22 protein-coding genes are annotated in these 25,657 nt (G+C 57.6%); 9 read left to right on the forward strand and 13 right to left on the reverse strand.

Features of this window, described 5'->3' with window-relative positions; genetic code table 11:
* Positions 1-31: 31 nt before the first annotated feature.
* Positions 32-1,354, reverse strand: coding sequence for an extracellular solute-binding protein (locus tag TM1040_RS02415; RefSeq protein ID WP_011537014.1), 1,323 nt, complete (start codon positions 1,352-1,354; stop codon positions 32-34).
* Positions 1,355-1,498: 144 nt separating this feature from the next.
* Here TM1040_RS02415 and TM1040_RS02420 point away from each other — a divergent pair, with 144 nt between their 5' ends.
* The gene (locus TM1040_RS02420; RefSeq protein ID WP_011537015.1) at positions 1,499-2,305 is read left to right on the forward strand and encodes an IclR family transcriptional regulator; all 807 of its coding nucleotides are present in this window, start codon (positions 1,499-1,501) and stop codon (positions 2,303-2,305) included.
* Positions 2,302-3,162: an amidohydrolase family protein gene (locus TM1040_RS02425; RefSeq protein WP_011537016.1), complete on the forward strand. Its 861-nt coding sequence runs from the start codon at positions 2,302-2,304 to the stop codon at positions 3,160-3,162. The genes TM1040_RS02420 and TM1040_RS02425 overlap by 4 nt, the downstream gene beginning before the upstream one ends.
* A gap of 2 nt (positions 3,163-3,164) precedes the next feature.
* Here the strand turns inward: TM1040_RS02425 and TM1040_RS02430 are convergent, their stop codons facing one another.
* Entirely contained in the window at positions 3,165-3,755 is a 591-nt protein-coding gene (locus TM1040_RS02430; protein ID WP_011537017.1) for an SMC-Scp complex subunit ScpB, read from the reverse strand.
* 2 nt (positions 3,756-3,757) lie between these two features.
* Complete coding sequence (locus TM1040_RS02435; protein ID WP_011537018.1) at positions 3,758-4,642, reverse strand: DUF1403 family protein; 885 nt, start codon at positions 4,640-4,642, stop codon at positions 3,758-3,760.
* Positions 4,643-4,831: 189 nt separating this feature from the next.
* Here TM1040_RS02435 and TM1040_RS02440 point away from each other — a divergent pair, with 189 nt between their 5' ends.
* The gene (locus tag TM1040_RS02440; RefSeq protein ID WP_166485497.1) at positions 4,832-5,695 is read left to right on the forward strand and encodes an integrase; all 864 of its coding nucleotides are present in this window, start codon (positions 4,832-4,834) and stop codon (positions 5,693-5,695) included.
* A 5-nt stretch (positions 5,696-5,700) separates the two neighbouring features.
* Here the strand turns inward: TM1040_RS02440 and TM1040_RS02445 are convergent, their stop codons facing one another.
* Positions 5,701-6,783 carry a ParB/RepB/Spo0J family partition protein gene (locus TM1040_RS02445; protein WP_011537020.1) on the reverse strand — a complete coding sequence of 361 codons (1,083 nt, stop codon included), beginning with the start codon at positions 6,781-6,783 and terminating at the stop codon, positions 5,701-5,703.
* A 1-nt stretch (position 6,784) separates the two neighbouring features.
* Positions 6,785-8,155 (reverse strand): AAA family ATPase, encoded by a 1,371-nt coding sequence (locus tag TM1040_RS02450; RefSeq protein ID WP_044026465.1) that lies wholly within the window; start codon positions 8,153-8,155, stop codon positions 6,785-6,787.
* 681 nt (positions 8,156-8,836) lie between these two features.
* Between TM1040_RS02450 and TM1040_RS02455 the strand changes: the two genes are divergently transcribed.
* Positions 8,837-10,129, forward strand: coding sequence for a replication initiation protein (locus tag TM1040_RS02455; RefSeq protein WP_011537022.1), 1,293 nt, complete (start codon positions 8,837-8,839; stop codon positions 10,127-10,129).
* Positions 10,130-10,202: 73 nt separating this feature from the next.
* Here the strand turns inward: TM1040_RS02455 and TM1040_RS02460 are convergent, their stop codons facing one another.
* The gene (locus TM1040_RS02460; protein ID WP_011537023.1) at positions 10,203-11,717 is read right to left on the reverse strand and encodes a malonate--CoA ligase; all 1,515 of its coding nucleotides are present in this window, start codon (positions 11,715-11,717) and stop codon (positions 10,203-10,205) included.
* A gap of 638 nt (positions 11,718-12,355) precedes the next feature.
* Here TM1040_RS02460 and TM1040_RS02465 point away from each other — a divergent pair.
* The 3 genes from TM1040_RS02465 (at position 12,356) to TM1040_RS02475 (ending at position 14,782) form a co-directional block, all read left to right on the forward strand.
* Positions 12,356-13,375, forward strand: a complete 1,020-nt coding sequence (locus TM1040_RS02465) for an AraC family transcriptional regulator (protein WP_011537024.1) — start codon at positions 12,356-12,358, stop codon at positions 13,373-13,375.
* Positions 13,376-13,499: 124 nt separating this feature from the next.
* Positions 13,500-14,357 (forward strand): NAD(P)H-binding protein, encoded by an 858-nt coding sequence (locus TM1040_RS02470; RefSeq protein ID WP_011537025.1) that lies wholly within the window; start codon positions 13,500-13,502, stop codon positions 14,355-14,357.
* Positions 14,354-14,782 carry a DUF4345 domain-containing protein gene (locus TM1040_RS02475; protein ID WP_011537026.1) on the forward strand — a complete coding sequence of 143 codons (429 nt, stop codon included), beginning with the start codon at positions 14,354-14,356 and terminating at the stop codon, positions 14,780-14,782. Before TM1040_RS02470 ends, TM1040_RS02475 begins: the two co-directional genes overlap by 4 nt.
* A gap of 293 nt (positions 14,783-15,075) precedes the next feature.
* Here TM1040_RS02475 and nqrF read toward each other — a convergent pair whose 3' ends face one another.
* The 6 genes from nqrF to TM1040_RS02505 are packed head-to-tail and all read right to left on the reverse strand — an operon-like array spanning position 15,076 to position 20,926.
* On the reverse strand, positions 15,076-16,299 hold the full coding sequence (gene nqrF / locus TM1040_RS02480) for an NADH:ubiquinone reductase (Na(+)-transporting) subunit F (protein ID WP_011537027.1): 1,224 nt from the start codon (positions 16,297-16,299) through the stop codon (positions 15,076-15,078).
* Between the two features lie 13 nt (positions 16,300-16,312).
* Positions 16,313-16,921 carry an NADH:ubiquinone reductase (Na(+)-transporting) subunit E gene (gene nqrE, locus TM1040_RS02485; RefSeq protein ID WP_011537028.1) on the reverse strand — a complete coding sequence of 203 codons (609 nt, stop codon included), beginning with the start codon at positions 16,919-16,921 and terminating at the stop codon, positions 16,313-16,315.
* A complete protein-coding gene (locus tag TM1040_RS02490; RefSeq protein ID WP_011537029.1) occupies positions 16,921-17,574 on the reverse strand; it encodes an NADH:ubiquinone reductase (Na(+)-transporting) subunit D in 654 nt (217 codons plus the stop codon). The genes nqrE and TM1040_RS02490 overlap by 1 nt, the downstream gene beginning before the upstream one ends.
* Positions 17,574-18,386, reverse strand: a complete 813-nt coding sequence (locus TM1040_RS02495; RefSeq protein WP_011537030.1) for a Na(+)-translocating NADH-quinone reductase subunit C — start codon at positions 18,384-18,386, stop codon at positions 17,574-17,576. The genes TM1040_RS02490 and TM1040_RS02495 overlap by 1 nt, the downstream gene beginning before the upstream one ends.
* The gene (locus TM1040_RS02500) at positions 18,379-19,578 is read right to left on the reverse strand and encodes an NADH:ubiquinone reductase (Na(+)-transporting) subunit B (protein ID WP_011537031.1); all 1,200 of its coding nucleotides are present in this window, start codon (positions 19,576-19,578) and stop codon (positions 18,379-18,381) included. Before TM1040_RS02500 ends, TM1040_RS02495 begins: the two co-directional genes overlap by 8 nt.
* A gap of 4 nt (positions 19,579-19,582) precedes the next feature.
* On the reverse strand, positions 19,583-20,926 hold the full coding sequence (locus tag TM1040_RS02505; protein ID WP_011537032.1) for a Na(+)-translocating NADH-quinone reductase subunit A: 1,344 nt from the start codon (positions 20,924-20,926) through the stop codon (positions 19,583-19,585).
* 168 nt (positions 20,927-21,094) lie between these two features.
* Between TM1040_RS02505 and TM1040_RS02510 the strand changes: the two genes are divergently transcribed.
* Entirely contained in the window at positions 21,095-22,126 is a 1,032-nt protein-coding gene (locus TM1040_RS02510) for an FAD:protein FMN transferase (RefSeq protein ID WP_011537033.1), read from the forward strand.
* Positions 22,127-22,156: 30 nt separating this feature from the next.
* Entirely contained in the window at positions 22,157-22,396 is a 240-nt protein-coding gene (nqrM, locus tag TM1040_RS02515) for a (Na+)-NQR maturation NqrM (protein WP_011537034.1), read from the forward strand.
* Positions 22,397-22,520: 124 nt separating this feature from the next.
* Here nqrM and TM1040_RS02520 read toward each other — a convergent pair whose 3' ends face one another.
* A complete protein-coding gene (locus TM1040_RS02520; protein ID WP_011537035.1) occupies positions 22,521-25,649 on the reverse strand; it encodes an efflux RND transporter permease subunit in 3,129 nt (1,042 codons plus the stop codon).
* Between the last annotated feature and the right edge of the window lie 8 nt (positions 25,650-25,657).

Consider the following 25,657-nt stretch of genomic DNA (forward strand, 5'->3'; position numbering starts at 1 on the left):
AAGTCAGGCGCTGGCCGGGGGTGGCATATGATTAGTAGTAGCCGGACTCGCGCATCAGCTCATCCACCGCCTCAGCCGCATCATCCAGCGCTTCCTCGACGGTTTTATCGCCAACGATAGCGGCCTGAAGTTCCGGGAAAACCAGATTGGTGGACTCGCCCCACTCCGGGATGGGCGGCACTGCAAAGGCATATTTCGCCCCTTCAGCAAAGGCTTCCAGCGCCTCGGTCCGGAACGGATCATCCCCGGCGCGCGCCTTGGCGATGTTGGCCTCCCAAACCGCCGTGCGGGTGGGCAACGAGCCGCCCGCAGATTCTGCCAGCTGGCTCTCTTCGCTCGTCAGAAAGGCCACAAGAGAGGCAGCAGCTTCTTTGTTGGCGCAGTCATCCGTCACCGAGAACCCATGATGGCCAGACCAGCCGGTGCGGGTCACCGATCCCATCGGCTGCACGGCAACACCCACGTTTCCAGCCGCCTTGGACGAGTCAGGATTATTGAAGAAGCCAGCCCAGCCGGGCCAATCGAGGTTCAGCGCTACGGTGCCACTTGCAAACCCTTGGCCAAGGTCGTCCCAGACATAAGACGTGGTACCCGCAGGCACCGCTTTGGCCTCGTAGAGATCGACAAACCACTGCAGCGCGCGCTGACCTGCGTCCGAATTGAAAATCGGTCGGTTGTCCTCATCAAGGAAATTGCCACCTTCCGCGACCACCATTTCATAGAAGCGACCGACGATAGCTTCGTCCTTGCCCGCATATTGCGTGCCATAAAAATTCGGCGGATCCGCAAAGAATATCGCCTGATCCTTCACCTGCTCCCAAGTCTGCGGCACGGCCAATGGATAGCCGAATTGGGCCTCGAATGCCTCGGCTTTCTGCGCATCCTCATAGTTGGACTTGAGGTAATACAGCACCGAAACATCAAACTGCGCCCGTGGCAGCATCAACAGATCCCCGCCAACAGTAGAGGCCGTAATGGTGCCTGGCACGAACCCCTCAATTACGCTTGCGTCGACATAGTCGTTCAGATCGACATAGAGGCCCTCGTATTGAGGCGCAAAGGACGAATGATTGGAGCCAATGCACCAATCAGTTGTGCCCGCGGCCATATCCGATTTGATCTCACGGTCGATTTCAAAGTGGCTCTTCTTCGAGATAATTTCGACCTTGGCACCGGTTGCAGCCTCCCAGTCTGCAATGCGGCCATAGAGCCCTTCATACTGCTGACCACCGATCAGCTTGGCTTCGATTGTCACGCCCTCGAATGAGCCCCAATCGCTCGACAGCGCCGATTCTGCTGATGCAAGGACCGCGCAACTTGCCAACAAGCCTTTGGTAAATTTGGATTTCTTCATGTTTTCCTCCCTTGCGAGGGACGGTAGAAGACTTGCCTCGCCGCTCGCACATTCAGATATAAAACATAAATTCATCTATCAATCAAGCTTGACAATTTTCCCGCCTGACAGCACTTTTCAATGAACACGAAGGACCATTAATCAATGACCCAAACCGCCGACAAATACCGCGCCCCGGCCCTTGAAAAAGGGCTCGATATCATTGAGTTGCTTGCAGATTACGGCGACGGGCTGGCCCAGGGCGACATCGCGCGGGCGCTGGATAGATCGCAAAGCGAGATCTACCGCATGCTCACAACTTTGGTGCGCCGCGGATATGTCGTGCGCTCTCCCGGCGATGATCTCTATACGCTCAGCCTCAAGATGTTTGCCCTCTCACAGCGCCACCCGCCGATCGGTCGGCTCTTGGAAACTGCAGCGCCGCAAATGCGTATGCTCACGCGCAAGGCCTGGCAGTCCTGCCACCTCGGCATGGAAAGCAACGGCGATGTCGTGATCGTCGCCTCGGCTGAATCGCCCGGGAACTGGGGATTGGCCCTGCGTGTTGGGACCGTCATTGGCCTCGGCAACACTGGCACCGGCCGGGTTCTGGCAGCATTTCGTCCAGAAGACGAATTGTCCGATCTCGTCGCGCAGCATCGTCTCGCCGTGGGCGAACCGCCGATCGACGCCTTCGAACTCAGGGATCACATCGCCAGAATTCGCGAGCTGGGCTATGAACGGATGCCCTCTGCCACCGCTGTAGGCGTCACCAACCTGTCCTACCCAGTGTTGAACCAGGACGGCCGCGCGATTGCCGTGCTCACCTGCCCGTTCCTCGAGCGCATTGACGACATGAAACCTCCGTCTCAGGACGAGGTACATCGTATGTGCAAAGCACTGGCCGAGGATTTGACCGCGTTCTATTGTGGCACCGGCGACCGCACGCTCTTTGAAGGTCTCGAGCCGTGATAGACACACATCAACACTTCTGGCGCCTGTCCCGGGGCGGTTACGCCTGGATGCCAGAGGACCTGCCCGCGCTCAATCGCGACTATGAACCCAAAGATCTACGTGACATTCTGAATGACACTGGGATCACAGGGACAATCGCGGTGCAAGCGGATGACTCCGTCGCGGAAACGGAATTCCTGCTCTCCCTTTCAGACGCTCACCCCTGGATTCTGGGAGTCGTTGGTTGGGTTGATCTTGAGCACGCGGACGCTACCCGTATTCTGACGGCTCTGGCGGAGCACCCAAAGTTTCTGGGTATTCGTCCGATGATTCAGGACATTTCTGACCCAGAATGGATGCTGCGCCCTACGCTGGCGGCCGGTCTCAACAGGTTGGTCGAGCTTGACCTTACCTTCGATGCACTTGTTCTGCCACATCATCTCAAGACGCTTGCGCGGTTCATGGAGCGATATCCTGAACTGCGCGTGGTGGTGGATCACTGCGCGAAACCCAATTTGCGCTCAGGTGCGCTCGATGAATGGCGCGACGGGCTTGCGGCAGTCGCGGCGCATCCAAACAGCTTCTGCAAGCTTTCCGGCCTCCTGACCGAAGCCCCTCCGGGCGCGGGGCTTGCTGAGCTGCGCGACTGCTTGGATCATGTGTCGCAGCTTTTTGGCCCAAATCGCCTGCTATTTGGGAGCGATTGGCCCGTCCTGAACCTCGCCACTGACTACGCGAAGTGGCAGCGCATCATTTGCCAATATATTGACGAGACCCCGGGCCTCGCGCAGGACACCATCGGGCAGTTGAATCCACACTTTGCCTACACGCGACTTTCACAACACTGTACAAATCCAAACGGCGCCGGTGCGTGACATTAGCCCCGCGCCAATCCTGCATCCTCCAGCCGTTCACGATCCGGAAGATCCTGTAGGGTTTCTAGATCGAACGCGAGCAGAAACTGATCGGTAGTGACAAAGGTATAGGGCGCGCCCCGCCGCGGCGCGCGCGGCCCGTTTCCAATCAGTCCGCGATCGTGCAGACGTCCGATCAAATCACGGCTGATGTCCTTGCCAAAGATGTCTTTCAACCCTTCTCGCGTGATCGGCTGGTGGTAGGCGATGGCCGCCAGAACAGCGACATCAAAGGCGTTTAGATCCATCACCTGATGGCCCGCGCTTTGTGCGTCGCGAATGGCGGAGGCGTAGGCACTGCGGGTACGCAGAAACCAACCATCCTTAACATGGGCGACCTGAAACGACCGGCTTTCGAGTTCAGCCGATAAATCGTCAATCAGAAGTTCGACAGAGACCCCCTGCCCCACTACGCGCGCCAGAGCCTCTCGGGACACCGGTGTGGCACTGGCAAACAATACCGCTTCAATTCGGCGCAACCATTCATACCAGCGCTGGTCCGGGGGCAACGCCTTCAACTCTCGGTCCAGTTGGGGCTCTGGTGTTTTGCGCATGTCTACACCCCATAAAGCCGAAAACTGTCGCGCCCACTCAGTTCACGCAAAACACCGAGCGAGGTTAGTCGGTCGCATAGCCTGCGCGCGGCACGGTCCGGCAAGGGCAATGCAGAGGCCGCCGCCGCATCCTGCGTGAGAAACACCTCCACCGCCCCCGCAGCTCCCTTCGCCCGCAGTTTCGGCACCACGGCGGCCAGATTACGCACACCTCGTGTACACTCGGAAATGTGGCGTAATATTTCAATAATCGCGACCTGCAAAGCCTGATGACAGGCCAGGCGCAAACTCTGATCGCGTTTTCTGAGGTCCGCGGTTGTCAACCCGAGCGCAAACACCGGAAGGATGCGCGCCCACCCTAAAGATCGGGCGAGTGCCGCGTCCGCAAGTATCAACGCTGCAACCACCGGTATCGAGTCGTCAGACACGCATTCCTCCAATACCGAAACAGCATGCTCGACCGGCGCGCGCCCTTTAGGGGCCAGACTCTGCGCAATCAGCTGTGACGAAACTGAACCAAGACCCTTGTGGAGCGCATTTGCTTGCACTGGACGCCTCACGGCCCGCTGCCAAGAAAGGTAGATCTCGCCAGCGGGCCCTGGCAGATCGCCGGGTTCCAGAAAATGTACGGCGTCTCTAAGCTCTGCTGCTGTTTCGTGACGTCCTGCAAAAGCAACCGTTACCTCTGCTGCGCGCAGCGCCAGTCGATCTCTCACCAAGTTCATTGGAACCTCATCCAGAGAAATCGCGTGATGTAGGTGCGATAGGGCTGCGCCTGACAAGAACGACACATATTCAGGGGCTTCCGCGCGCGCCGAAGTGACCCACGAGGGTAGAAAAGGTATTCTGTTCTGGTCTGTCAGAGATTCTCTGTCTGGCGCGTACATATTGCAAGCCTAGGCGCGCGCGGCGCTTTTGTCCACAAATGGGCACCCTAACCGCCGCTTGCTTGTGGATCTTATTATGTCCAATAACATTGAATTATTAGACACACTTCACCATGATTATGTCATAGCGGGCTGACACGCGTTTGAGACAGCCCATTCACCGCCCAAACAAGAGGTTTGAACCAAGGCATGGGACCGACAGAAAGCACGATTTCTGAACACACCCGCAAAGCCTATGCGACGGATTGGGCGCATTACACACGCTGGTGCCGCTTGAACGGACATCCCACGCTACCACCCTCAGTCGCACACATTGAGAACTATCTGACAGATCTGTCACGTTCGTCTCAACTTGCCTCGAGCAGTCTCAGGCGGCGGCGCGCCGGGATCGTGTGGAACTACAGGCAACGCGGCTTCGATCTCGAAATTCAGTCTACCCCTCTCCCGGACACGGTGACCGCGCTGCCGACACATCAAGTGCAGCGCCCAGCCACAAAAGAGGCGATTACACCGCAGGAGATGCGAGCGATGCTGGCGACTCTCCCCTATGATCTCCGAGGTCTGCGCGACCGCGCAATGTTGTTGGTCGGGTATATAGGTGGCCTGCGGCGGAGCGAAATCATCGGTCTGGACGCATCTCCAGATCGGAGTGACGATAGCATGGGCGGGCTGGAGTTTCGTGACAATTTCCTACGCGTAACAATCGAAGCCAGAACCGAGGTGCGAACCGTAACGCTCCATCGCGGGACTAGCGCGCAGACTTGCCCAGTACATAGCGTGCAGCAATGGCTTCACTTCGCAAAGATCGAGGCTGGCCCGGTTTTTGTCCGAACTTCGCGCGACGGCAAACGTGCATTGAGCGCACGCCTAAACGATCGCCACATTCCAAGGCTCATCAAGAGCACTGTGCTCAGATCCGGCATTCGCGCCGACTTGCCGGAGAATGAACGCCTGGCGTTGTTCTCCGGCCAATCTCTCAGGGTCGCATCAGCGAAGCTTGCAACAGCAGACAACCGCGTTGACCTCAATTTGACACGAGCATTGGGATTTTGACGAGCTCAGCCCTCTGCCAAAAGATGCTTCTCAATCGCCTCAAGCAGTCGTTCAACATCATCGACATCTAGGTTAGCGCGTTTGAGGTCGATCCGAACACCTTTGGGTGAAACTTCGGCGCCAAGCTCCCCACCTGAGGCGAGCGAACGGGTTTGCAATTGCGTGACCTGTCGCGGTCGCCCCCCTCGGGCCTTGTCCTTTGGGGTCGCTTCCAGCTCCGCCAGTGCGGCCTCGATCACTCGCCACTCGTCGCGTTCATTATCCGGATCCGCTGTGCCCAATGCTCTTCGGAGAACGGCCTGCCCTCCTGCACGCAACGCCGCCGCGATTTTCAGACCTGCTTTCTCAGACATTGCATTTGGGTGGCGCAACAAATCACCCAGCCCCTCGTGAACCGCTGCAAAACTGCGGACCTTGGATCGTTTCGCTTTGGATGCGGCGGCAAACAATGTGTCGACCGCCTCTTCGACGGAGGCAAATACGCCCTGCCCTGCAACCAGCACTGCGATGCGTCCGCGTTCATACGGCGTGAGGTTTGCACGCAACTCATTCTCTTCGATCATCGACACATAGGCCGTAGCACTATCCGTCCCTTGCCGAAGAAAAGCAGGAATCTCGCTAAATCCGTCGCGATTGAGGTTTAGTCGCGCAAACGCCTCAAGACGACGAAACCCTGAAACAAGCCCGTATCTTCCATCTTCAAGAGCAACAACTTCGACCGGGCTACGCAGTCCATGGCTCTGGATCGAGGCGATGAGTTCCTGCAATTCTTCTTCATCGACCTGCATCCGGTCCCGACGCAGGTAATCCCGGTCGATCTCTGCCAAGGGGATCTGGCGAACGGCCTGCCCTGCATTTTCTGCGTCGCGCCATTTGTTCGCATCAGCTTTGTCACGCGCCAGCTCGACCCGGTCGGTCACTGCGGCCATCCCGCGCAGCTTGGCGGTTTCGGCAGAAACTTTGGCGATGGGCGGCGCGCTCTTCTGCCCTGTCTCAAACGGATTTACACTTGGTTTCGCAGCGAAACCCTCATCCAGAGCTTCTATTTCGGACGCATCAGGTGCGATCAACCGTCTCCGCTTTGCCATGTCATTCCGCCTCTTTCATTTGGGTGTCACGCCACCAGCTACCGATCAGAAGTTCCTTGAACTCTGCATATGTCCGGTCGAATGTTTCCCGACCACGCACATAGGTGTCTCGATTGAAGTCGCGATAATCGGCCTCATAAATCCCGTTCACCTGCTCTCCAGCCTGACCAACAAGCGCTGTGACATCCTGCCGGTAGGCATTCATGAAATCACCAAAGTATGCCTGAATGACATTCGCCATGTCCGTTTGTTGACTTGCATCAAAGCGAGTGATCAGCGCGCGCACCACATCCCACTCGAACTTGATCTCGGGCAATCCCGCTGCGCGTTGCGCCACGTTTTCACCTTCCTCGATCGACGCAAAGGTCGAATAAAGCATATCAAAGAAACGGCCTGTGGAATCAAACTCGAGAAACGATGCCCCAAGAGGCACCAGAAGAATATCCGCCGCCGCAAGCGCGTTAATGGTGAGGTAGCCAAGCGCAGGCGGCGTATCGAGAAAGACGATATCGTATTCGTCCAGAATGCCCTCGTCCTGCAGGAAGTTGCTCAACGCATCCCAAAGCGGCCAGCTCCGCAGCCCCATACGCCAGACAGGGATCTGGAACTCTGCCCAATAAAGGTTCAGCTGAGCGCCGATCAAGTCGATATTGGGCCAATGGGTTTTTTGAATGACGTTTCGCGGCGAAACCCGCAAGGCTTCGTTCAGGGTTTCATCGAGTGGCAACTCGGGCTCACCGGCAGCGGCACGCACAGCGTTTTCCTCCACCATCGCCTTTGCATAGTCTTTGGCAATGAGCGGAAACACCGTTGACCATTCATCTTCGATCTGCCCACCCAGGATAGACGTCATTGATCCCTGGCTGTCGAGGTCAATCACCAGAACCTTGTACCCATCAAGCGCCGCAGACATGGCCAAATGGGCTGCTGTTGATGTCTTGCCAACTCCGCCTTTGAAATTCGCAACAGCCGTTACTTTTGCGGGCAACCCTTCAGGCCGATAGGGGAGGTATTCCTTGGTCGATATGCCTTCGCTTGCAAAATGCTGGCGCAGGATAAGCACCTCTTCAAGCGTGAACCACTTGGAACCGCCATCACCATCGCCTTGAGGGAGTTCAGGGTTCGCCTTCAGCACCCGACGAAGATGTTGAGGCGCGACCGGGATAAGATAACGCGTGATTTCCCAAGTCGAAAACTTTCTGAGACGCTTCTCGCCATCTGGCGCATAGCCACGCCGAGCAAGATCCTCTCTACCTTTGGTGCAAAGCGCCGCCGCCTTGGCAAAGCGCGTAGTTTGAATAGGATCTGGTAGCTTGCTTGCCGCTTTCTCTGGGTCGAGATTGAAATACGGAGGGAGTGGAGGTGTACTCATGAGGTTGCTCGATCTCGATGAATGTATGTGGATTGTTGTTATATACGGGAGAATAGAGAACATCTTTGGCGATGCATAGCCCATGAGGGGCATGAGCGACAAATTTTGTGGGTACCTTTCAGGGTTTCGCAGCGAAACCTCTGTTTTTCTAACAAAATATTGAAAGAACGAACCCAACAAAGCGTTTAGATGTTTAAGGTATTTAGAATCTTTGGATCAGATTATACCTTTAATAACAAAGCGATATCTGGTTTTGGGGACCAAAGATCAGGATGTTAGGTACCCTTTCTCGGGATCATAGGTACCCGAACACAGGATAAAGGGGTCCTGAATCCGGGTGGAAAGGTTCCGATTCTCAGGAGCAGTATCTCAAACAGTGATGTGCGCACTGATGCGAGTGTAGGCTCTATAGGCCCTAACGTGGGCTTGTTTAGACCCTAAAGGGCCGAATTAGAGTCGTTGTTCTGCGGGCGCCTGCGCGGCTCTCAGAGAGGCGCTGGGGGCAGGGCGATTCGCATTATTGATTCAATGCGCGAATCTCATCCTGTTGATGGGTACCTTTCAGAACTACCAGGTGACGACAAGTCGGAATTCTGCTGACCCTTCTTAGGAACCCATCACCCATTGTCGGCTGGGTTCCTTTTGTGGCACATTGCTTCGAAAAAAGAGGCAGATGATTCCATGGCTGACCAAAGCTTTGATGGAGACCGGCTGAGTGGCGCCTTAAGCCGAGAGACGGTGAAAAAGAACGTAGCGGCGATCCATATCAGCGGCAAACTCACCCTGCTTCAACGCAAGTTGTCAAATGTATTGTTGCTCAACGCCTATGACTCTCTGACGTCTGCCCGCAGTCATACGATCGATGCGCGCACACTTGCGATGATGGTCGGCTACAACTCCAACGACGTAGACAGCCTGCGCGCAAGTCTCAGGGCCTTGGCCGAAACCGTCGCGGAATGGGATATGCTGGATGAGCAGGGGCATCAGGAATGGGGTGTGTCGGCGCTCTTGAGTTTTGCGAAGCTCAAGAACGGCGTTTGCGAGTACGCATATTCTCCTGCGCTTGCCCAGAAGCTACATGACCCGAAGATCTACGCACTGATCAATGTGAAGATCCAACGGAACTTTACATCTGGCCACGGTCTCGCGCTCTATGAGAATTGCTATCGGTTTGTCAGGACGGGCTCCACGGGGTGGTGGAGCCTGGATATCTTTCGCAAACTCATGGGGGTCGATGGCTCCTCATATTACGAGAGTTACAAGCACCTAAACGCGAAGATCATCAAACCCGCTGTCGCGGAGGTGAACAAGAGCTCTGATATCATCATCGAACCGCAGACCCGCAAAAAGGGGCGGTCGGTGAGCGACATTCGCTTCATCATCAAGGAAAATCCCCAGATGGCGATGTTCCAGATTGATGACAGTGAAGGGCTGCGCAATCTGGCGGTCTACAAGGCGTTGCGCGGGCAGGGGGTGTCTGACCGTTTGGCGCGGCAGTGGATCACAGAACATGGGCAGGACTATGTGCAGGAGAAACTCGACTATGTTGCGGGGCAGGGCGAGGTGAAATCGAGTGTCGGCTATCTCAGAGCCGCGATCCTTGGCGACTATAGTGCGCCAGAGACCACAAAGGGGACGGTTCAGAAAAAGGTCGATCCCGAAACACAGGCGAAACTCGATGAACTTCAGCGTGCCCGAGAGGCAGAAAAAGCGGCGGAGGACGCTGCGTTCAAGGCCCGCGCCGCGGAGCGTCGTGAACGCGCGAAACACTTGGACATCGTTGAGACACTGGTTTCGCGGCGAAACCCTACACAGAAAGATGCGGACAAACGGCTGTTTGTCTCTCGGTTGGAAAGCGATCTGGACCGGGAGCATTTTCGCCAACACGGCTGGCGCTCCGCTCTGAATGCGGCGGCGATCATTTCTTTCTGGCAGGAGTTGGAGCCTGATGCCTTTGCCGAGGACGTGGAATAGGGCAGGGGACACAAAAAACGGGTGATCCCGTTTTGGAACCACCCGCATGTCCAAAACGCATGATACGACGATGTCAGTCGCTAAACATGTCTTTGTAGCTGTCTCGAAGGATGTTCTTTTGAACTTTCCCCATCGTGTTTCGCGGCAATTCGTCGACAACCATCAATTTGCGAGGATGTTTGAACCGAGCAAGCTGGCCTTGAACTGACGTCATGATCGACTCGAGGTCCGGTGAGGTACCCGTTTCCGGGACGATGATTCCCAGCACGGTTTCGCCAAAATCCGGGTGCGGAACGCCGATAACCGCGCTTTCCAACACGCCAGACTGTTCATCCAGCACCAGTTCGATCTCCTTCGGATAGATATTGTACCCACCCGAAATGATCAGATCCTTGTTGCGGCCCACAATGTGCACATAGCCATCTTCGTCGATCATACCGAGATCGCCGGTAATGAAAAAACCGTCCTCTCGCAGTTCTGCGGCAGTTTTTTCAGGCATCTGCCAATATCCTTGAAAGACGTTTGGCCCGCGCACTTCGATCTGTCCAATGTCGCCTCGTGGCAGTGAGGTACCCGTTTCCGGGTTGGTGATCTTTAACTCCACACCGGGCAGTGGGAAGCCAACAGTGCCCGCACGCCGTTCTCCGTCGTAGGGGTTTGAGGTGTTCATGTTGGTTTCCGTCATGCCGTAGCGTTCGAGAATCCGATGCCCAGTGCGCTCTTCGAATTGGATATGGGTTTCCGCCAACAAGGGTGCGGAACCTGAAATGAACAGGCGCATGTGTTGGGTCAGCTCTTTGGTAAAGCGCGGATCGCTCAACAGGCGGGTATAGAAGGTAGGCACGCCCATCATACTGGTCGCTTTGGGCAGTTGCGCGATGACGCGGTCCAGATCGAACTTGGGCAAAAAGATCATCGCGCCTCCGGCCAGAAGCGTCACATTGCTCGCCACAAAAAGCCCATGCGTGTGAAAAATCGGCAAGGCGTGCAGCAACACGTCTTTATCTGTGAACCGCCATTCCTTTACCAAGGTCTCAGCGTTCGACAGTAAATTGTCCTGCGTCAGCATCGCCCCTTTGGAGCGTCCCGTCGTCCCGGACGTATAAAGGAACGCGGCAAGATCATCGCCGCTGCGGTCTACGGTCTCAAAGTCCGTTGCCATTGCCGCTGCGCGCTCAATCAAAGAGCCGCTTCCATCTGCGTTCAGCGTCTCCACACTTGCGTTCAGACCTTCAGCAATCGTGGCCAGCGTGCTTTGGTTCTGGCCGTCGCAGATAACAAGCGATGCACCACTGTTTTCGATGAAATACGAGAGTTCATCGGCGGTATAGGCGGTATTGAGCGGCAAGAAGATCAGACCGGCCTGTACGCAGGCGCCATAAAGCGCAAGCGCTTCGGGGGATTTTTCGACCTGAACGGCCACGCGATCCCCTGGCGTGAGGCCCGCCTTGATGAGCACATGTGCGATCTGGGCAACCTGATCCAAAAAACGTGCGTGCGTCCAGACCTGGCCATCTGCCAGATACAAGAAGGGGGTCGTCTTGCCGGCGTAAACACCGAAAAGGCGATCAAACAAAGGGTTAGCCATGAGGTGAGCCTTTCTGAAACTGAATAGCGTGTGAGATCACCAGCCTGAGGTCTGGGCATATTAAAGGGGCATGCGCCCCTGTGATCTCGAAATTCCCTTGGTTGTGGGCAATTTTTCCAGAAGCGTAAAGTGCATCCACGCTCCCAATCGTTCGAAGCGGCCCGGCCTTTGTCGTTTCCTGCGCGCGCGCAGCTGCTTGTGCTGCTCAAACGTGATCTGCTTGTCGCGATTGACCACATCGCCAAGAGCGCGCGAGAGCGCCAAGCGTCAGGGGGAAGCTGACGCATTCAAGTGGATCTGCAAGGGGCTACAGGGGTTCCTTCCGGGGCGCGGGAACAGAGCTTGTCAAAACATCCGACACCGAGAGCATAGAAGGTGAGTTGCAGTAGGTTGTGAGACAACACCTTTCTAAAGAGGATTGAGCGTTCACGCTCTGCGATGCGCGATGTTAGAACAACGCGTCTCCGCAGTTGTTTTCAAACCTTTTGTATAGGTCACAAATCCAAGTGGGTTCGTTTCCCGAGAACGCGCTGCGGGTGAACAAGGTTCACGATGGTGTATCAGAAAATACCTGACCGCTCTCGCTCGGTGCCTGAGACCCAGTTTTCAGTCTAGGTGCCGTCGGCTATCTTCGGCGTATGGGATGGATTTCGACGGTCTTCGTACACAAAGCACTGGACGCTGCAGTCTCTCTTGCAAGCGCCGATGAAGATGCACGCGGGAAACTTTTCAAGAGCGTTGGTCTTGATCCTTCGGCTCCGGTTGATCCCGGCGCAATGATCTCAGATGGCGACTTCTTTGGGTTATTGGAACGCATCGCAAAACTTGATGATCGCGGTCGGTTCGTTCCGGTTCAGATGGGCGCCTCTATGTGTTGCGACGATTACGGCGCTTTTGGCCTCGCGTTCAAATCCGCACCCGATCTGCTCAGCTCCTACGCGCGGGTAGAACGCTTTGGAAAGGTTGTCACCTCGATAGCTAATTTCCGTGTTAAACAGGTGGGACCCTCCGTTTTTATGGAAGTTGTTCAAGGAGGGGACCCGCGTCTTGGTCTTAGGATGACCAATGAACTGGCTTTGGCCGCTACGATGTCGCTCAGTCAGGAGGTCAGCAGCGAGGATTTTTCTCCCGTCGCCGTTCACCTCATGACGGAGCGCCCCGAAGTCGACGACGTGTATCACGCGCATTTTCGTTGCCCTGTTCACTTTGGCGCAGACCACGATGCGCTTGAGGTGGCTACCACGGCAGCTGTCCGGTCCAATCGTCTTTCCGACAATGGGATGTCCAGGTTTTTTGAGACACATCTCGACAACCAGCTTAGCCAAATCAGTGACAGGTCCGAACTGGAGCAGGGCATTCTGGATCAAATCGGCGAAGCGTTGAGCGAAGGTGTGCCCACGCTCGCCGAGATCGCCGGGTGTATGGGGATGAGCAGCAGAACCTTGCAACGCCGCCTGTCCGCAGAAGGTCTGGCTTACCAAGACCTGGTTTCAAGCGCGCGGAAATCACTCTCCGAACAGCTTTTGAGACGCACGGACTACGCTTTGGCAGAGATCGCCTTCCTGACTGGTTTCTCCGACCAGAGCACGTTCACACGCGCCTTTAAGCGTTGGCACCAGCAGACACCCGCCAACTACCGACGCGGCACGCCTGTTTAGACTCGACCTGTTGCTTTGCTCGCAGCGTTGGCGTCTTGAGCCAAAACACTGGCGTCCGAAGCAAATACCTTGGCCTCGGACTGTGGCTATCCCTTGGACTTCGATCCACCCAAGGGAGTTCATCATGGCATCCAAGCCAATCCTTATCACAGGCGCGACCGGAAAAACCGGATCTCGCGTTATGGGCCGGCTCAAATCTTTGGGGTTTGATGCGCGCTCAGGCTCGCGCAAGGCGCCCGTTCCCTTTGATTGGGACAATCCTGCCACATGGGAGAAGGCCCTGCGCGGCATTGGGGCCGTCTACGTCAACTATCATCCGGACTATGCATTCCCCGGCGCCATCGCCAACCTAACACGCTTCACCCGTGTGGCGGCCTCCTGCGGTATTGAGCGCTTGGTCATTCTGACAGGTCGTGGTGAACACCATGCGCAACTTGGCGAGGCGGTCGTAGCAAAATCGGGCCTGGACTACACGATCGTTCGCTCTGCTTGGTTTGCGCAAAACTTCTCTGAGGGCGCCCTTTGGGAACCTGTGATGGAAGGTGTGGTACCGATGCCGGGCGCAAACCTTGCAGAACCGATCATCGACATTGATGACCTCGCCGATGTCATTGCGGTGTCTCTCACAGGCGAAGGCCACTCCGGACAGACTTACGATTGTACAGGTCCGCGGCTGCTCGACTTTGCGGAGGTCGCTGACATTTTGTCCGGCGCGATGGGGCGACGCGTCAACTATCTGCCGATCTCGTTCGATGACTTTCATGCAGAGCTCGCGGCGACAAGCGGCACAGTCTTTGCCGACATCGTCACAGGCATTGCTCGAGAAACCTTCGACGGGCGCAATGCCGTGCTTGGCGACGGCGTGATGCGCGCGCTTGGTCGTCAACCGCGGGACTTCACCGAATTTGCGCAATCAGCCGCGTTGGCGGGCAAGTGGGCCAACGCGGCCTGGGAAATGAAAACAAACAGGAGCACATCATGAAACTCAATCGCTTTCAGCAGATCATTCTCGGAATCAGTGGTGTCACCGCATGCGCCATCGGCACGCTTATCGCTCTGGCGCCGCATGCATTCTATGCCAGTTATGGCATCACACTCGGGCAAGATCCCAACCTCCTGAATGAACTGCGCGCGCCGGGCGCGGGATTGGCGGTGTTTGGGGCCCTTATGCTCGCGGGCATGTTCCGTGCGGCCATGGTGCCGATCTCCCTCGGCGTCGCCCTCACCGTGTATCTCGCATTTCCTGCAGGACGTATCGTAGGGATCGTTCTGGATGGCATGCCAGCAGGAAGCGTGATCGGCGCGCTGGGGTTTGAGATCCTCATCGCGGGCCTTCTTCTCGTCGCCTTCAGGCCGATGCGCAAAGTCGACGCCAGTGCTGAGCGGTTTGTCGATTTGTCTAGGTAGCCAGCAGCGTTGAGCCTTTTTTTGGGGGGGGCGTGGGCTAGGCCGGCAATCCATCGGTGTTCGATGAAATGAACGAAGATGCCTGTTCGGTGAGATACGCAACGCAAGAGGACCATGCCCTCGGAATTGTCAGATTTGTTGCCGCTGGGATCTATGAAACCAGCGGCAACAAACCTTCGACACTCCACGCCCGTGTCTCTCAGGAGCCTTCGCCCCCGCTCTAGCCATTCCGTCATAAGAAGGGCAGGGGGACTCGCAAAAAGGGGGCCAGTCGGCCCCCTTTCTTTCGTCTCTTACCCGCCGAAGTCGTCGAGCATGATGTCTTCGCGATCCACGCCCAGTTCCAAGAGCATGTTGATCACCGATTGGTTCATGATCGGCGGACCACACATGTAGAACTCGCAGTCCTCGGGCGCCGGGTGGTTCTTGAGGTATTCCTCGTAGAGCACGTTGTGGATGAAGCCGGTGTAGCCTTTCCAGTCGTCCTCTGGCAGCGCGTCCGAGAGCGCCACATGCCACTCGAAGTTGTCAAATTCTTCGGCCAGTTGGTCGAAATCCTCGACAAAGAACATCTCCCGTTTGGAGCGTGCCCCGTACCAGAAGGTGATCTTGCGATCACGGTTCTCCAGACGCTTGAGCTGGTCAAAGATGTGGCTGCGCATCGGCGCCATACCCGCACCACCGCCGATAAAGACCATCTCTTTTTGGGTGTCGCGCGCAAAGAATTCGCCAAACGGGCCGGAGATGGTGACCTTGTCACCGGGCTTCAGGTTGAAGATATACGAAGACATCTGGCCGGGCGGAATGCCGGTGGAGCCCGGCGGCGGCGACGCAACACGGACGTTGAGCATGATAAGGCCCTTTTCGTCCGGGTAGTTGGCCATAGAATATGCACGTTCAATGGGTTCGGTCACAGTCGATTCATACTGCCACAGATTGAACTTGTCCCAATCGGGGCGGTACTCTTCCTCGACGTCGAAGTCCTTGTAGGACAGCTTGTGTGCCGGAGCCTCGATCTGGATATAGCCCCCTGCGCGGAAGTTTACATCCTCGCCCTCGGGCAGTTCCAGTACCAGGTTCTTGATGAAGGTTGCGACGTTTTCATTGGAGCGCACGGTGCACTCCCATTTTTTCACGCCGAACACCTCTTCGGGCACTTCGATGTCCATGTCCTGCTTCACGGCCACCTGACAGGACAGGCGGTCACCACAAGAGGCTTCGCGCTTGGTGATGTGGCTTTCTTCGGTGGGCAGGATCGACCCGCCACCGGAATGCACACGCACGCGGCATTGCGCACAGGTGCCACCCCCGCCACAGGCGGAGGGGACGAACATTTTCTCGGCTGCCAGCGTTTGCAGCAGTTTGCCGCCCGCCGGAACAGAGATGGTTTTCTCACCGTTGATGGTGATGTTGACGTTGCCCGAGCTGACGAGCTTGGAACGCGCCGCCAGAATGATCGTCACCAGTGCAACAACGATCAAAGTGAACAGGAGAACGCCTAGTCCGAATGTAGTCACGTCTGCGCTCCTATCAGAGTTTCACGCCGCTGAAGGACATGAAGGCCAGCGCCATCAGACCTGCGGTGATGAAAGTGATGCCGAGACCCTGAAGCCCGTCGGGAATGTCAGAGTATTTGAGCTTCTCGCGCACGCCCGCCATGGCGGTGATCGCCAGCGCCCAGCCAAACCCGGACGAGAGACCATATGTCGCCGCCTCGGCGAAATCATAGTTGCGTTCCACCATGAAGAGCGAGCCCCCAAGGATCGCGCAGTTCACGGTGATGAGCGGCAAGAACACACCCAAGGCGTTGTAAAGCGGCGGGAAATACTTATCGAGCAGCATCTCGAGGATCTGCACCATGGCCGCGATCACACCGATGTATGAGATCAGACCCAGGAAGGTCAGATCCACATCGCCAAACCCGGCCCAGGCCAGTGCGCCCGGCGCCAGAAGGTAGGTCAGGATCAGGTTGTTTGCAGGCACGGTGATGCCCTGCACCAGCATGACCGAAACCCCAAGACCGATTGCAGTGGAGATCTTCTTGGACACCGCCAGGAAGGTACACATGCCAAGGAAGAACGACAGGGCCAGGTTCTCAACAAAGATCGCCTTGACCGCGAGGGACAGTAAGCCTTCCATCAGTGGGCCTCCACCGTCTGAATTTTATACTCACGCTCTTCGACCTGTGCCGGTTTCCATGTGCGGATCCCCCAGATCAGAAGGCCGATCACAAAGAAGGCCGACGGCGGCAGCAGCATCATGCCGTTGGGCACATACCAGCCGCCGTTGTTCACGGTCTCCAGAATGGTCACACCAAAGAGCGATCCGGCGCCGAAAAGCTCGCGAAAGAATGCAACGATCAGCAGCAAAAGCCCGTAACCAAGACCATTGCCAACCCCGTCGATAAAGCTCGCCACGGGCGGGTTCTTCATCGCAAAGGCTTCGGCGCGGCCCATCACGATACAGTTGGTGATGATGAGACCCACAAAGACCGAAAGCGTCTTGGAGATTTCATAGGCGTAGGCCTTCAGGAGCTGATCCACCAGGATCACCAGCGAGGCGATGATCACCATCTGCACGATGATCCGGATCGAAGAAGGGATCTGGTTGCGCAGCATCGAGATGAACATCGACGAAAAGCCGGTCACGAAGGTCACCGCCAGTGCCATCACAAAGGCCACCTGCATCGAGGAGGTCACAGCAAGCGCCGAGCAGATGCCCAGAACCTGCAACGTGATCGGGTTGTTGTCGATCAGCGGATCGACCAGTTGCGAACGATAGGTTTGTGCCATCAGTCGATCTCTCCTGCTTTGAGCCGCTCGAGGAAGCCGCCATAGCCAGCCTCACCCATCCAGAACTTCACCAGATTGTCGACGCCAACCGAGGTCAGTGTCGCACCGGCCAGCGCATCTACGTGATATTCCTTGCCTTCGGGAGGCGCGGCCTTGGCCACGGTGATGGCCAGTTGCCCGTCCTCGGCAAAGAGTTTCTTGCCATTCCACAGCGCTTTCCAGCGCGGGTTGTCCACCTCGGCGCCCAGACCGGGGGTCTCGCCGTGTTGGTAGAATTGCAGGCCGAAGATGTCGTTGCCGTTTTCTTCCAGCGCGATGAAACCATAAAGCGTGGACCAGAGGCCATAGCCCTCAATGGGCAGAATGACTTTGTCAATCGCACCGGCCTCGTCACGCAGCAGGTAGATCATGCGATACGCCTGCATGCTGCCACCAAGGCCCGCAGGATCTTCGTCGAGGGCGCGCACGATTGCGGGATCGCCCGCTGCGGCGAGCGCGTCAAAGGTCTCGATGTCGAACTGATCGGTATATGCTCCGGTCGACAGATCCAGCACATGCGGTTCAAACGCGGCAAAGGCTTCTGTGACGGAGACGCCCTCTTCATAGACGCCCGCCACCTGCAACACGTTGATCCGTTTGTCGCGCAGCTTGTTTTCTTCCTGCACCGGGCGCAGAGCAACGGCAGCTGCAGACACAACCATCGAGGCCACCAGACAGAGCGCTACGGCCACAAAGATGGTCTTGCCGACGGAGTCGGGCGGTGCGTCGATGAACCGACGGATCAGGCCCTTGTTCTCGTTTGCGTCAGACATTGCGCTTTGCCCTCCGTTTGATGTTCGCCTGCACGACAAAGTAGTCGATCAGCGGGGCGAAGACGTTGCCGAAGAGGATCGCGAGCATCATGCCTTCGGGGAAGGCCGGGTTGATGACGCGGATCATGACCACCATGAAACCGATGAGCGCGCCATAAATATAGCGACCCATATTGGTGTGCGAGGCGGACACCGGTTCAGTCACCATGAAGGCCAGACCAAAGGCATAGCCACCCAGCACCAGATGCCAGTACCACGGCATCGCGAACATCGGGTTGGTGTCCGATCCGATCCAGTTGAGCAGCGTCGAGAAGGCGATCATGCCAGCCAGACAGCCGACGACCAGACGCCAGTTGGCGATCTTCACGATCAACAGGAACGCCAGACCGATCATTGCAGCCAGTGTGGAGGTCTCGCCAAAGGAGCCCTGGATGGTGCCAATAAAGGCGTCCATCCACTCGATGCCGCGCTCCGGGAGGGCCGCGTGACCTTCGGAGGCGCCAATCGCCAGCGCGGTTGCGCCCGAAAACCCGTCAACAGGCGTCCAGACCGTTTCGCCGGACATGTAAGCAGGATAGGCGAAATAGAGGAACGCCCGGCCGACAAGCGCAGGGTTCAGGAAGTTTTTGCCGGTGCCGCCAAAGACTTCTTTGCCGATCACCACGCCAAAGATAATCCCAAGCGCAACCTGCCAGAGCGGTGTCGTGGCCGGTACGATCAGCGTGTAGAGCATTGAGGTCACGAGGAAGCCCTCATTGACCTCATGGCCACGGACCACCGCAAAGATGACTTCAAAAATACCGCCCGCAACCAGCGTCACGATGTAGATCGGCAGGAAGTACAACAACCCGTGCATGATATTGGCAAAGGGGTTGTTGGGATCAAAACCGATGCCCAGCGTCTCGAGGATCGCTGCGCGCCAGCCCGACGCACCATACTCGGCAATCGCCATGTTGGTCTGCAGACCGGTGTTATACATCCCAAAGAGGATGCAGGGAATGGTTGCGATCACCACATAGGTCATGATCCGCTTCATATCGATGTAAGAGCGGGCATGAGGGGCAACGGTCGTGACCGTCTTTGGGGTGTAGATGAAACTCTCCACCATCTCATAGACGGGGAAGAATTTTTCGTACCGGCCACCTTTCAGGAATTGCGGCTCGATGCGATCAAAGAAATTGCGAAGACCCAAAGTCTTATCCCTCTCTTTCGATCTTGCTGAGGCTGTCGCGCAGGGCGAGGCCATATTCATATTTGGCCGGGCAGGCAAAACCGCAGAGCCCGAGGTCTTCTTCGTCCAGCTCAAGCGCACCAAGCGCCTGGGCCTGATCGGTGTCCATCACCAGGAGGGCCCGCAAGAGCTGCGTGGGCAGGAAATCCTGCGGCATCAGCTGCTCGAAGGTGCCGATCGGCACCATGGCGCGACGCCCACCGTTGAGGTTCGAGGTCAGCGCGTGAAGCTTCTTGGAGAAGGCAGAGCCCAGAACCGGCTGCACGGCATACTTCGAGGGCATCGGACGAATCCAGCCCATCGGGATCTGCTCGCGGTCTTCTTTGATCAGCGTAATCTGGCGGGCGTAGCGGCCCAGATAGGCGGTTGTGCCTTCGCCAGCGCGACCGGACAGGATGGAGCCGGAGATGACACGGATCGGATCCTCGCCGCCGAGATCCTCGGCGCAAAGATCTGTCATGGACGCACCGTTGAGTGTGCGCACAAGGCGCGGACGGCTGCATTTCGGGCCGGAGAGCGCAATGACACGTTCACTATTGATGCGCCCCGTGAGCAACAGATGGCCGATGGCGATCACGTCATGATAGCCAATGGTCCAGACCGTTTTTTCGGCGGTGGGCGGCTCGAGGAAATGCATGTGCGTTCCAGCCAGACCCGCCGGATGCGGGCCGGCAAAGCCGACAGCAGTAACGCTGGCAAGATCCGCACCGGGGATGGTGGCGCCGCTGTCTTGGCACAGGTAGGTTTTGCCCTCGGTCAGGAGCGTGACGGCCTGAAGCCCCCGCGCAAAAGCCTCTGCCTGATCGTTGATGATCGTGGCCGCATCGCCCGACAGGGGTTCGCTGTCCATGGCGGTGACATAGATCGCCGCAGGTGCTGTGTCCGGCGCGGGCACTTTGGAATAGGGACGCGTGCGAAACGAGGTCCAGAGGCCCGATGCGCACAGTCGCGTGCGCAGACCCTCGGCACTGCTGTCATCGCCAATGGTCGAGAAATCCACCGGCTCTGCCGCGGCCTCGTCCACCTCGATCTCAACGCTGACCAACACCCGGCGCGCGCCGCGATTGATGGCCTTGACGCGTCCCGAAACCGGTGCGGTCACCTGAACCTCTGGCGTGTCCTTATGCGCAAGCACCGGGGCACCTGCTGCAATGACGTCGCCTTCTTGAACCGAGAGTCGGGGCTTAAGTCCGATGTAGTCTTGGCCGATGATGGCGACTGTCCGGACTTTTGCTGCGTCTTCGATCTTGGTGTCAGGTGCCCCCAGCACCGGAACATCGAGACCCTTTTTCAACGTATGTTGCTGCACGTCTTCATGTCCTGTCCATTTTCCGGCTGCCTTATGCGTCACTGCGGCGCGGTTTGAAAGTTCTTTAGAGGGAAATTTTATAATTTCCTGTTGAACCCGTCCTGTTTCTGTCCCAGAAGCGCACGGAACCAAGCGTTGAACACCTAGCAACACTAGCGGAGTAGGCCTGTGTCGAACCCTCTTCTCCTTTCTCGCCGTAGCTTTATGGTCATGCCTCTTGCCCTGATGGCCTGCAAGAAAGGGTGGTCGCTGTTGGAACTCAGCGGGCTGACGATGGGGACAAGCTACTCGATCGTTGCGATCGATCACAGCAAATCCGTCGAGAAAGCAGAGCTGCAGGCGGCTGTCGACAAGGCGCTGGCGCAGGTCAACGTGCAGATGTCCAACTGGGATGCCGCGTCCGAGGTGTCGCAGTTCAACGCGCTGGCCGCTGGCGAGAGCCTGTCGGTCTCTGGCGAGCTGCATCATGTGATGCAGGCTGCGCAGGACGTGCATTTTGCAAGCGACGGTGCGTTTGACGTGACCGTGGGTGGTCTCATCGATCTTTGGGGCTTTGGCGCGGGTCAGACCCGCAGCGATCTTCCCTCCGAGGCCGAGATTGCGGCTGCCATGGGGTGCTGCGGTCAGGCGCAGTCGGTCGAGCTTGAGGCCGGTGGCCTCAAGAAGCTTAACGCTGGCGCCGAGGTCTATCTGTCCTCCATCGGAAAAGGGTTCGGTGTTGATCAGCTGGCCCGAGTCCTCAAGGGCTATGGCATCACCGACTACATGGTCGAGATCGGTGGCGATCTCTACACCGCTGGGCGCAACCCCGATGGTCAGCCCTGGCAGATCGGGATTGAGACGCCCGAGGCTTTTGACCGTGGCGTGACCCAGGTGGTTGGGCTTTCTGACATGGGCATGGCCACCTCTGGCGATTACCGCAACTTCTTTGACGTCGATGGCAAGCGCTACTCGCATATCATCGACGCCACCACGGGCCGTCCGGTGGAACACGACACCGCGTCTGTCACCGTTCTGACCGACAACGCGATGCTGGCGGATGCATGGGCGACAGCGATGCTGGTGCTGGGTCGCGAGCGCGGTCTCGAGATCGCAAATCAGCGTGATCTCGCGGTTCTGTTCCTTGATCGTGCGGTTGCAAATGGCGACAATGGGTTTACCTCTGTCGCATCAAACCGTTTCGAGGCGCTGACCGCGTAATCTGCGCCGCCTGATCTCTGGGAGCCCGCAATGTCGACCTTTCTGCTGACCTTTGGTTTGTTCCTTATCGTCATGGTGGGAATGGCCTTTGGGGTCATGTTCAGCGGGCGCACCATCAAAGGCAGCTGCGGCGGTCTCAACGCCATTGCGGATGCGGACAAATGTCTGGTTTGCAAGAAAGACATCGACCCCGACAGCCCTCTGCGCGAACGTCTTGCCTGCCCGCGCGCGCGCAAGATGCTCGAGGAGATGGAGCGCGAGCAGGGCTGAGTACGGCATCCTGGCCACAATTCTGAGTTTTCGAGATCCCCGGACCAAAGCATTGCGCCAAGGGTCCGGGGATGTTTGTTTTGGCGGTTGAGCAGCCGGTTCGGCGGGTTCAGGCCGGGGCGCCTTATTGGCTGTCCGCAGCAGGAGATGCGCGCCTGCTCCAGCTGCGCATGTGCTCAAACACGATGAACAACAAGGGGATCAAGATCACGCCAATGACAGCGGATCCGATCATCCCCGCAAAGACTGGCACCCCAACGGCGAACATGCTGTCAGCCCCCGGACCCGAGGCAGTTACCAGCGGAACCAGACCTGCGATAAAGGCAAAAGAAGTCATCATCACCGGACGGAAACGCTCTTGCGCCCCCAAGGCGGCGGCGTCCTCAATCGATTTGCCCTCTCCCAATCGCAACAAAGCAAACTCTACGATCAGGATCGCGTTCTTGGCCGCCAGCGCGATGAGAACCACGATTCCGATCTGAACATAGACATCAAGGGAAGATCCCGCGACCCAGACGCCAAAAATGGCGACCATTACCGCGGCCACCACAGAAAGCATGACGCCCACCGGGACATTCCAGCTCTCGTAGAGCGCGACCAGAAACAGATAGGCAAAGAGCAGGGCAAAGCCCAGAACAATCCCCGTTTGCCCGGCCGAGCTTTTGACCTCGGACGCCATGCCGGTCCACTCATAGGCAAACCCATCCGGGATGGTTGCTGCGCCGATTTCCTCCATTGCGGTAATTGCATCGCCATCGCCCACGCCAGCGGCCGGGCTGCCGTTTATCGCCACAGCGCGATAGTTGTTGTAGCGCACCTGAGAGCGTGTGCCGGATTCTAGGCGCGCGGTCGCAAAGGATGAGACCGGCACCATTTCGCCCGACGCATTTCGGATGCGGATGTTGTTGATCGCGCCAATGTTGCCTCGGTAGTCTGCATCGCCATTGACCCAAACCGTAAAGCCTTTGCCAAAGAGGGTAATGTCGTTCACGTAGACCCCGCCCAACGTGCCCTGCAGAGAAGAAAACACCTGCGGCAGTGTCAGCCCCAGCGTGTAGAGCCGGTCCCGATCAATATCGAGCCGCACCTGTGGAGTGGCTGCCTCAAAGGTAGAGTAAACCGCCGAGAGACGCGGGTCCTGATTGGCGGAGACGACGACCCCGTTCATGACGGCTGCCATCTCGCGCGGCGATTGCCCCTGTAGCGCCTCCAGCATCATCTCAAAGCCGCCCGTCGCCCCGGCGCCCGGAAGCGCTGGTGGGTTCAAGGCGATGAAGTTGGCGCCGCCGATCTGCTGCAGGCGGCCCGTGATCCGTCGCACGATCTCCGTCGAGTGCATGGCAGGGTCTTCGCGATCGGCAAAATCCGCAAGACGGATAAAGACGATGCCCGCATTCGAGGCCAGACCACCGTCGATCAGGCTGAAACCTGCGATGGTAACGATGCTCTCGACGCCCTCTTCCTGGCGGATCAGGGCGTCGCCTGCCTCCAGCACGGCGGTGGTCCGATCCAACGAGGCACCGGGGGGCAGGGTTGCGACCGCAAGGATGAAACCCTTGTCTTCTGCCGGCAGAAATCCCGAGGGGGTAATGCTGCCCAGCCGGAAGGTCGCAAAGCCAAAGAGCGCCGTCAGGGCCAGGCTCAATACAGCCAAACGCGCCAGCCTGCGGATCAGGTTGCCATAGCCTCGGCTGAAGGCATCGATCCCATCAGAGACCCTACGCATGAAGCGGATCGGTTCGCCAGGTTTCATCAGGATCGCGCAGAGGGCAGGAGAGAGCGTCAGCGCATTGATCGCAGAAATCACCATTGCCGCCGAGATGGTAACCGCGAACTGGCGAAACAGGACGCCGCTTGATCCGGGCAGGAATGCCACCGGCACAAAGACCGACAATAGCACCAGCGTGATTGCAATGATCGGCCCGGTGATCTCTTTCATGGCCTTGCGCGTCGCGTCGGCGGGCGACAGGTGCGGCTCTTCATGCATGACCTTTTCGACGTTCTCGACCACCACGATCGCGTCATCCACCACGATTCCAATTGCAAGGATCATCGCCAAGAGCGAAATCGTATTGGCCGAATACCCAAGCGCCAAGAGCACCGCGAATGTGCCCACGATCGAAACGGGAACCGCGATCAGCGGAATGAGCGTCGGGCGCAAGCGTCCCAGAAAGACAAACACAACGATGCCGACAAGGACAAAGGCCTCGATCAGCGTGTGTTCCACCTTCTTGATCATGGCTTCGACAAATTCGGCGGTGTCATAGATAAAGCTGTAGCTTACGCCGTCGGGAAACCGTTCCTGCAACTCTTCGAGCTTGTGGCGCACGGTTTCGGCCACCGCGACCGCATTAGCTCCGGGGGAGAGAAACACCGCTATTGGCGCACTCGGCGTGCCTTCAAATCGAGTCTCGACATCGTAGGTCGCTGCGCCAAGCTCCACGCGGGCCACATCCTTGACGCGCACAAAAGATCCATCGGTCTCGCTGCGGAGGATGATGTTTTCGAACTCATCGGCGCTGGTCAGCTTGCCTTTGGTAACAATCGTCATCTGCAAGCCCGCACCATCTTCCACAAGAGGGGCCGCGCCGATCCGCCCGGCCGAGGCCTGCAGGTGCTGGCTGCGTATGGCGCTTACGATGTCGTCGACGCTCATCTCGCGATCCGACATTTTTTGCGGATCAAGCCAGATGCGCATCGCGTAGTCCCGGACACCGTAGTTGAACACGTCCCCTACGCCGTCGATGCGCTTTAGCTCGTCGATGATGTTGATCGCGACGAAATTGGCGAGGAACAGTTGGTCATGCGCCGGGTCGTCTGAGTGAAAAGTAAAGACCTGCAAGATGTCCGTGGAGGCCTTTTTGATCTGAAGGCCCTGATCGCGCACCGCCTGTGGAAGTCGGGGTTCAGCCAACTTTACGCGATTTTGCACGTTCACGGTGGCGAGATCCGGGTCTTCACCCAACTCGAAGCTCACAGTGAGGCTGTATTCGCCCGCGTTGTTGGAGTTGGAGCGCATGTAACGCATGCCTGAAACCCCGTTGACCTGGCTCTCAATCGGCACCGCGATGGCTTCTTCTACGGTTGCCGTGTCCGCACCGCTATAGCTGGCACTGACCTGGACGGTGGGGGGCGCGATCTCGGGGTACTGCGCCACCGGAATGGCAGACATGGCGATCAGGCCGGCGATGGTTATGACGATGGAAATCACCATGGCCAGGCGTGGGCGGCGGACAAAGACTTCTGAAATCATGGCGCCGC

The organism is Ruegeria sp. TM1040 (assembly GCF_000014065.1).
Taxonomy (GTDB): domain Bacteria; phylum Pseudomonadota; class Alphaproteobacteria; order Rhodobacterales; family Rhodobacteraceae; genus Epibacterium.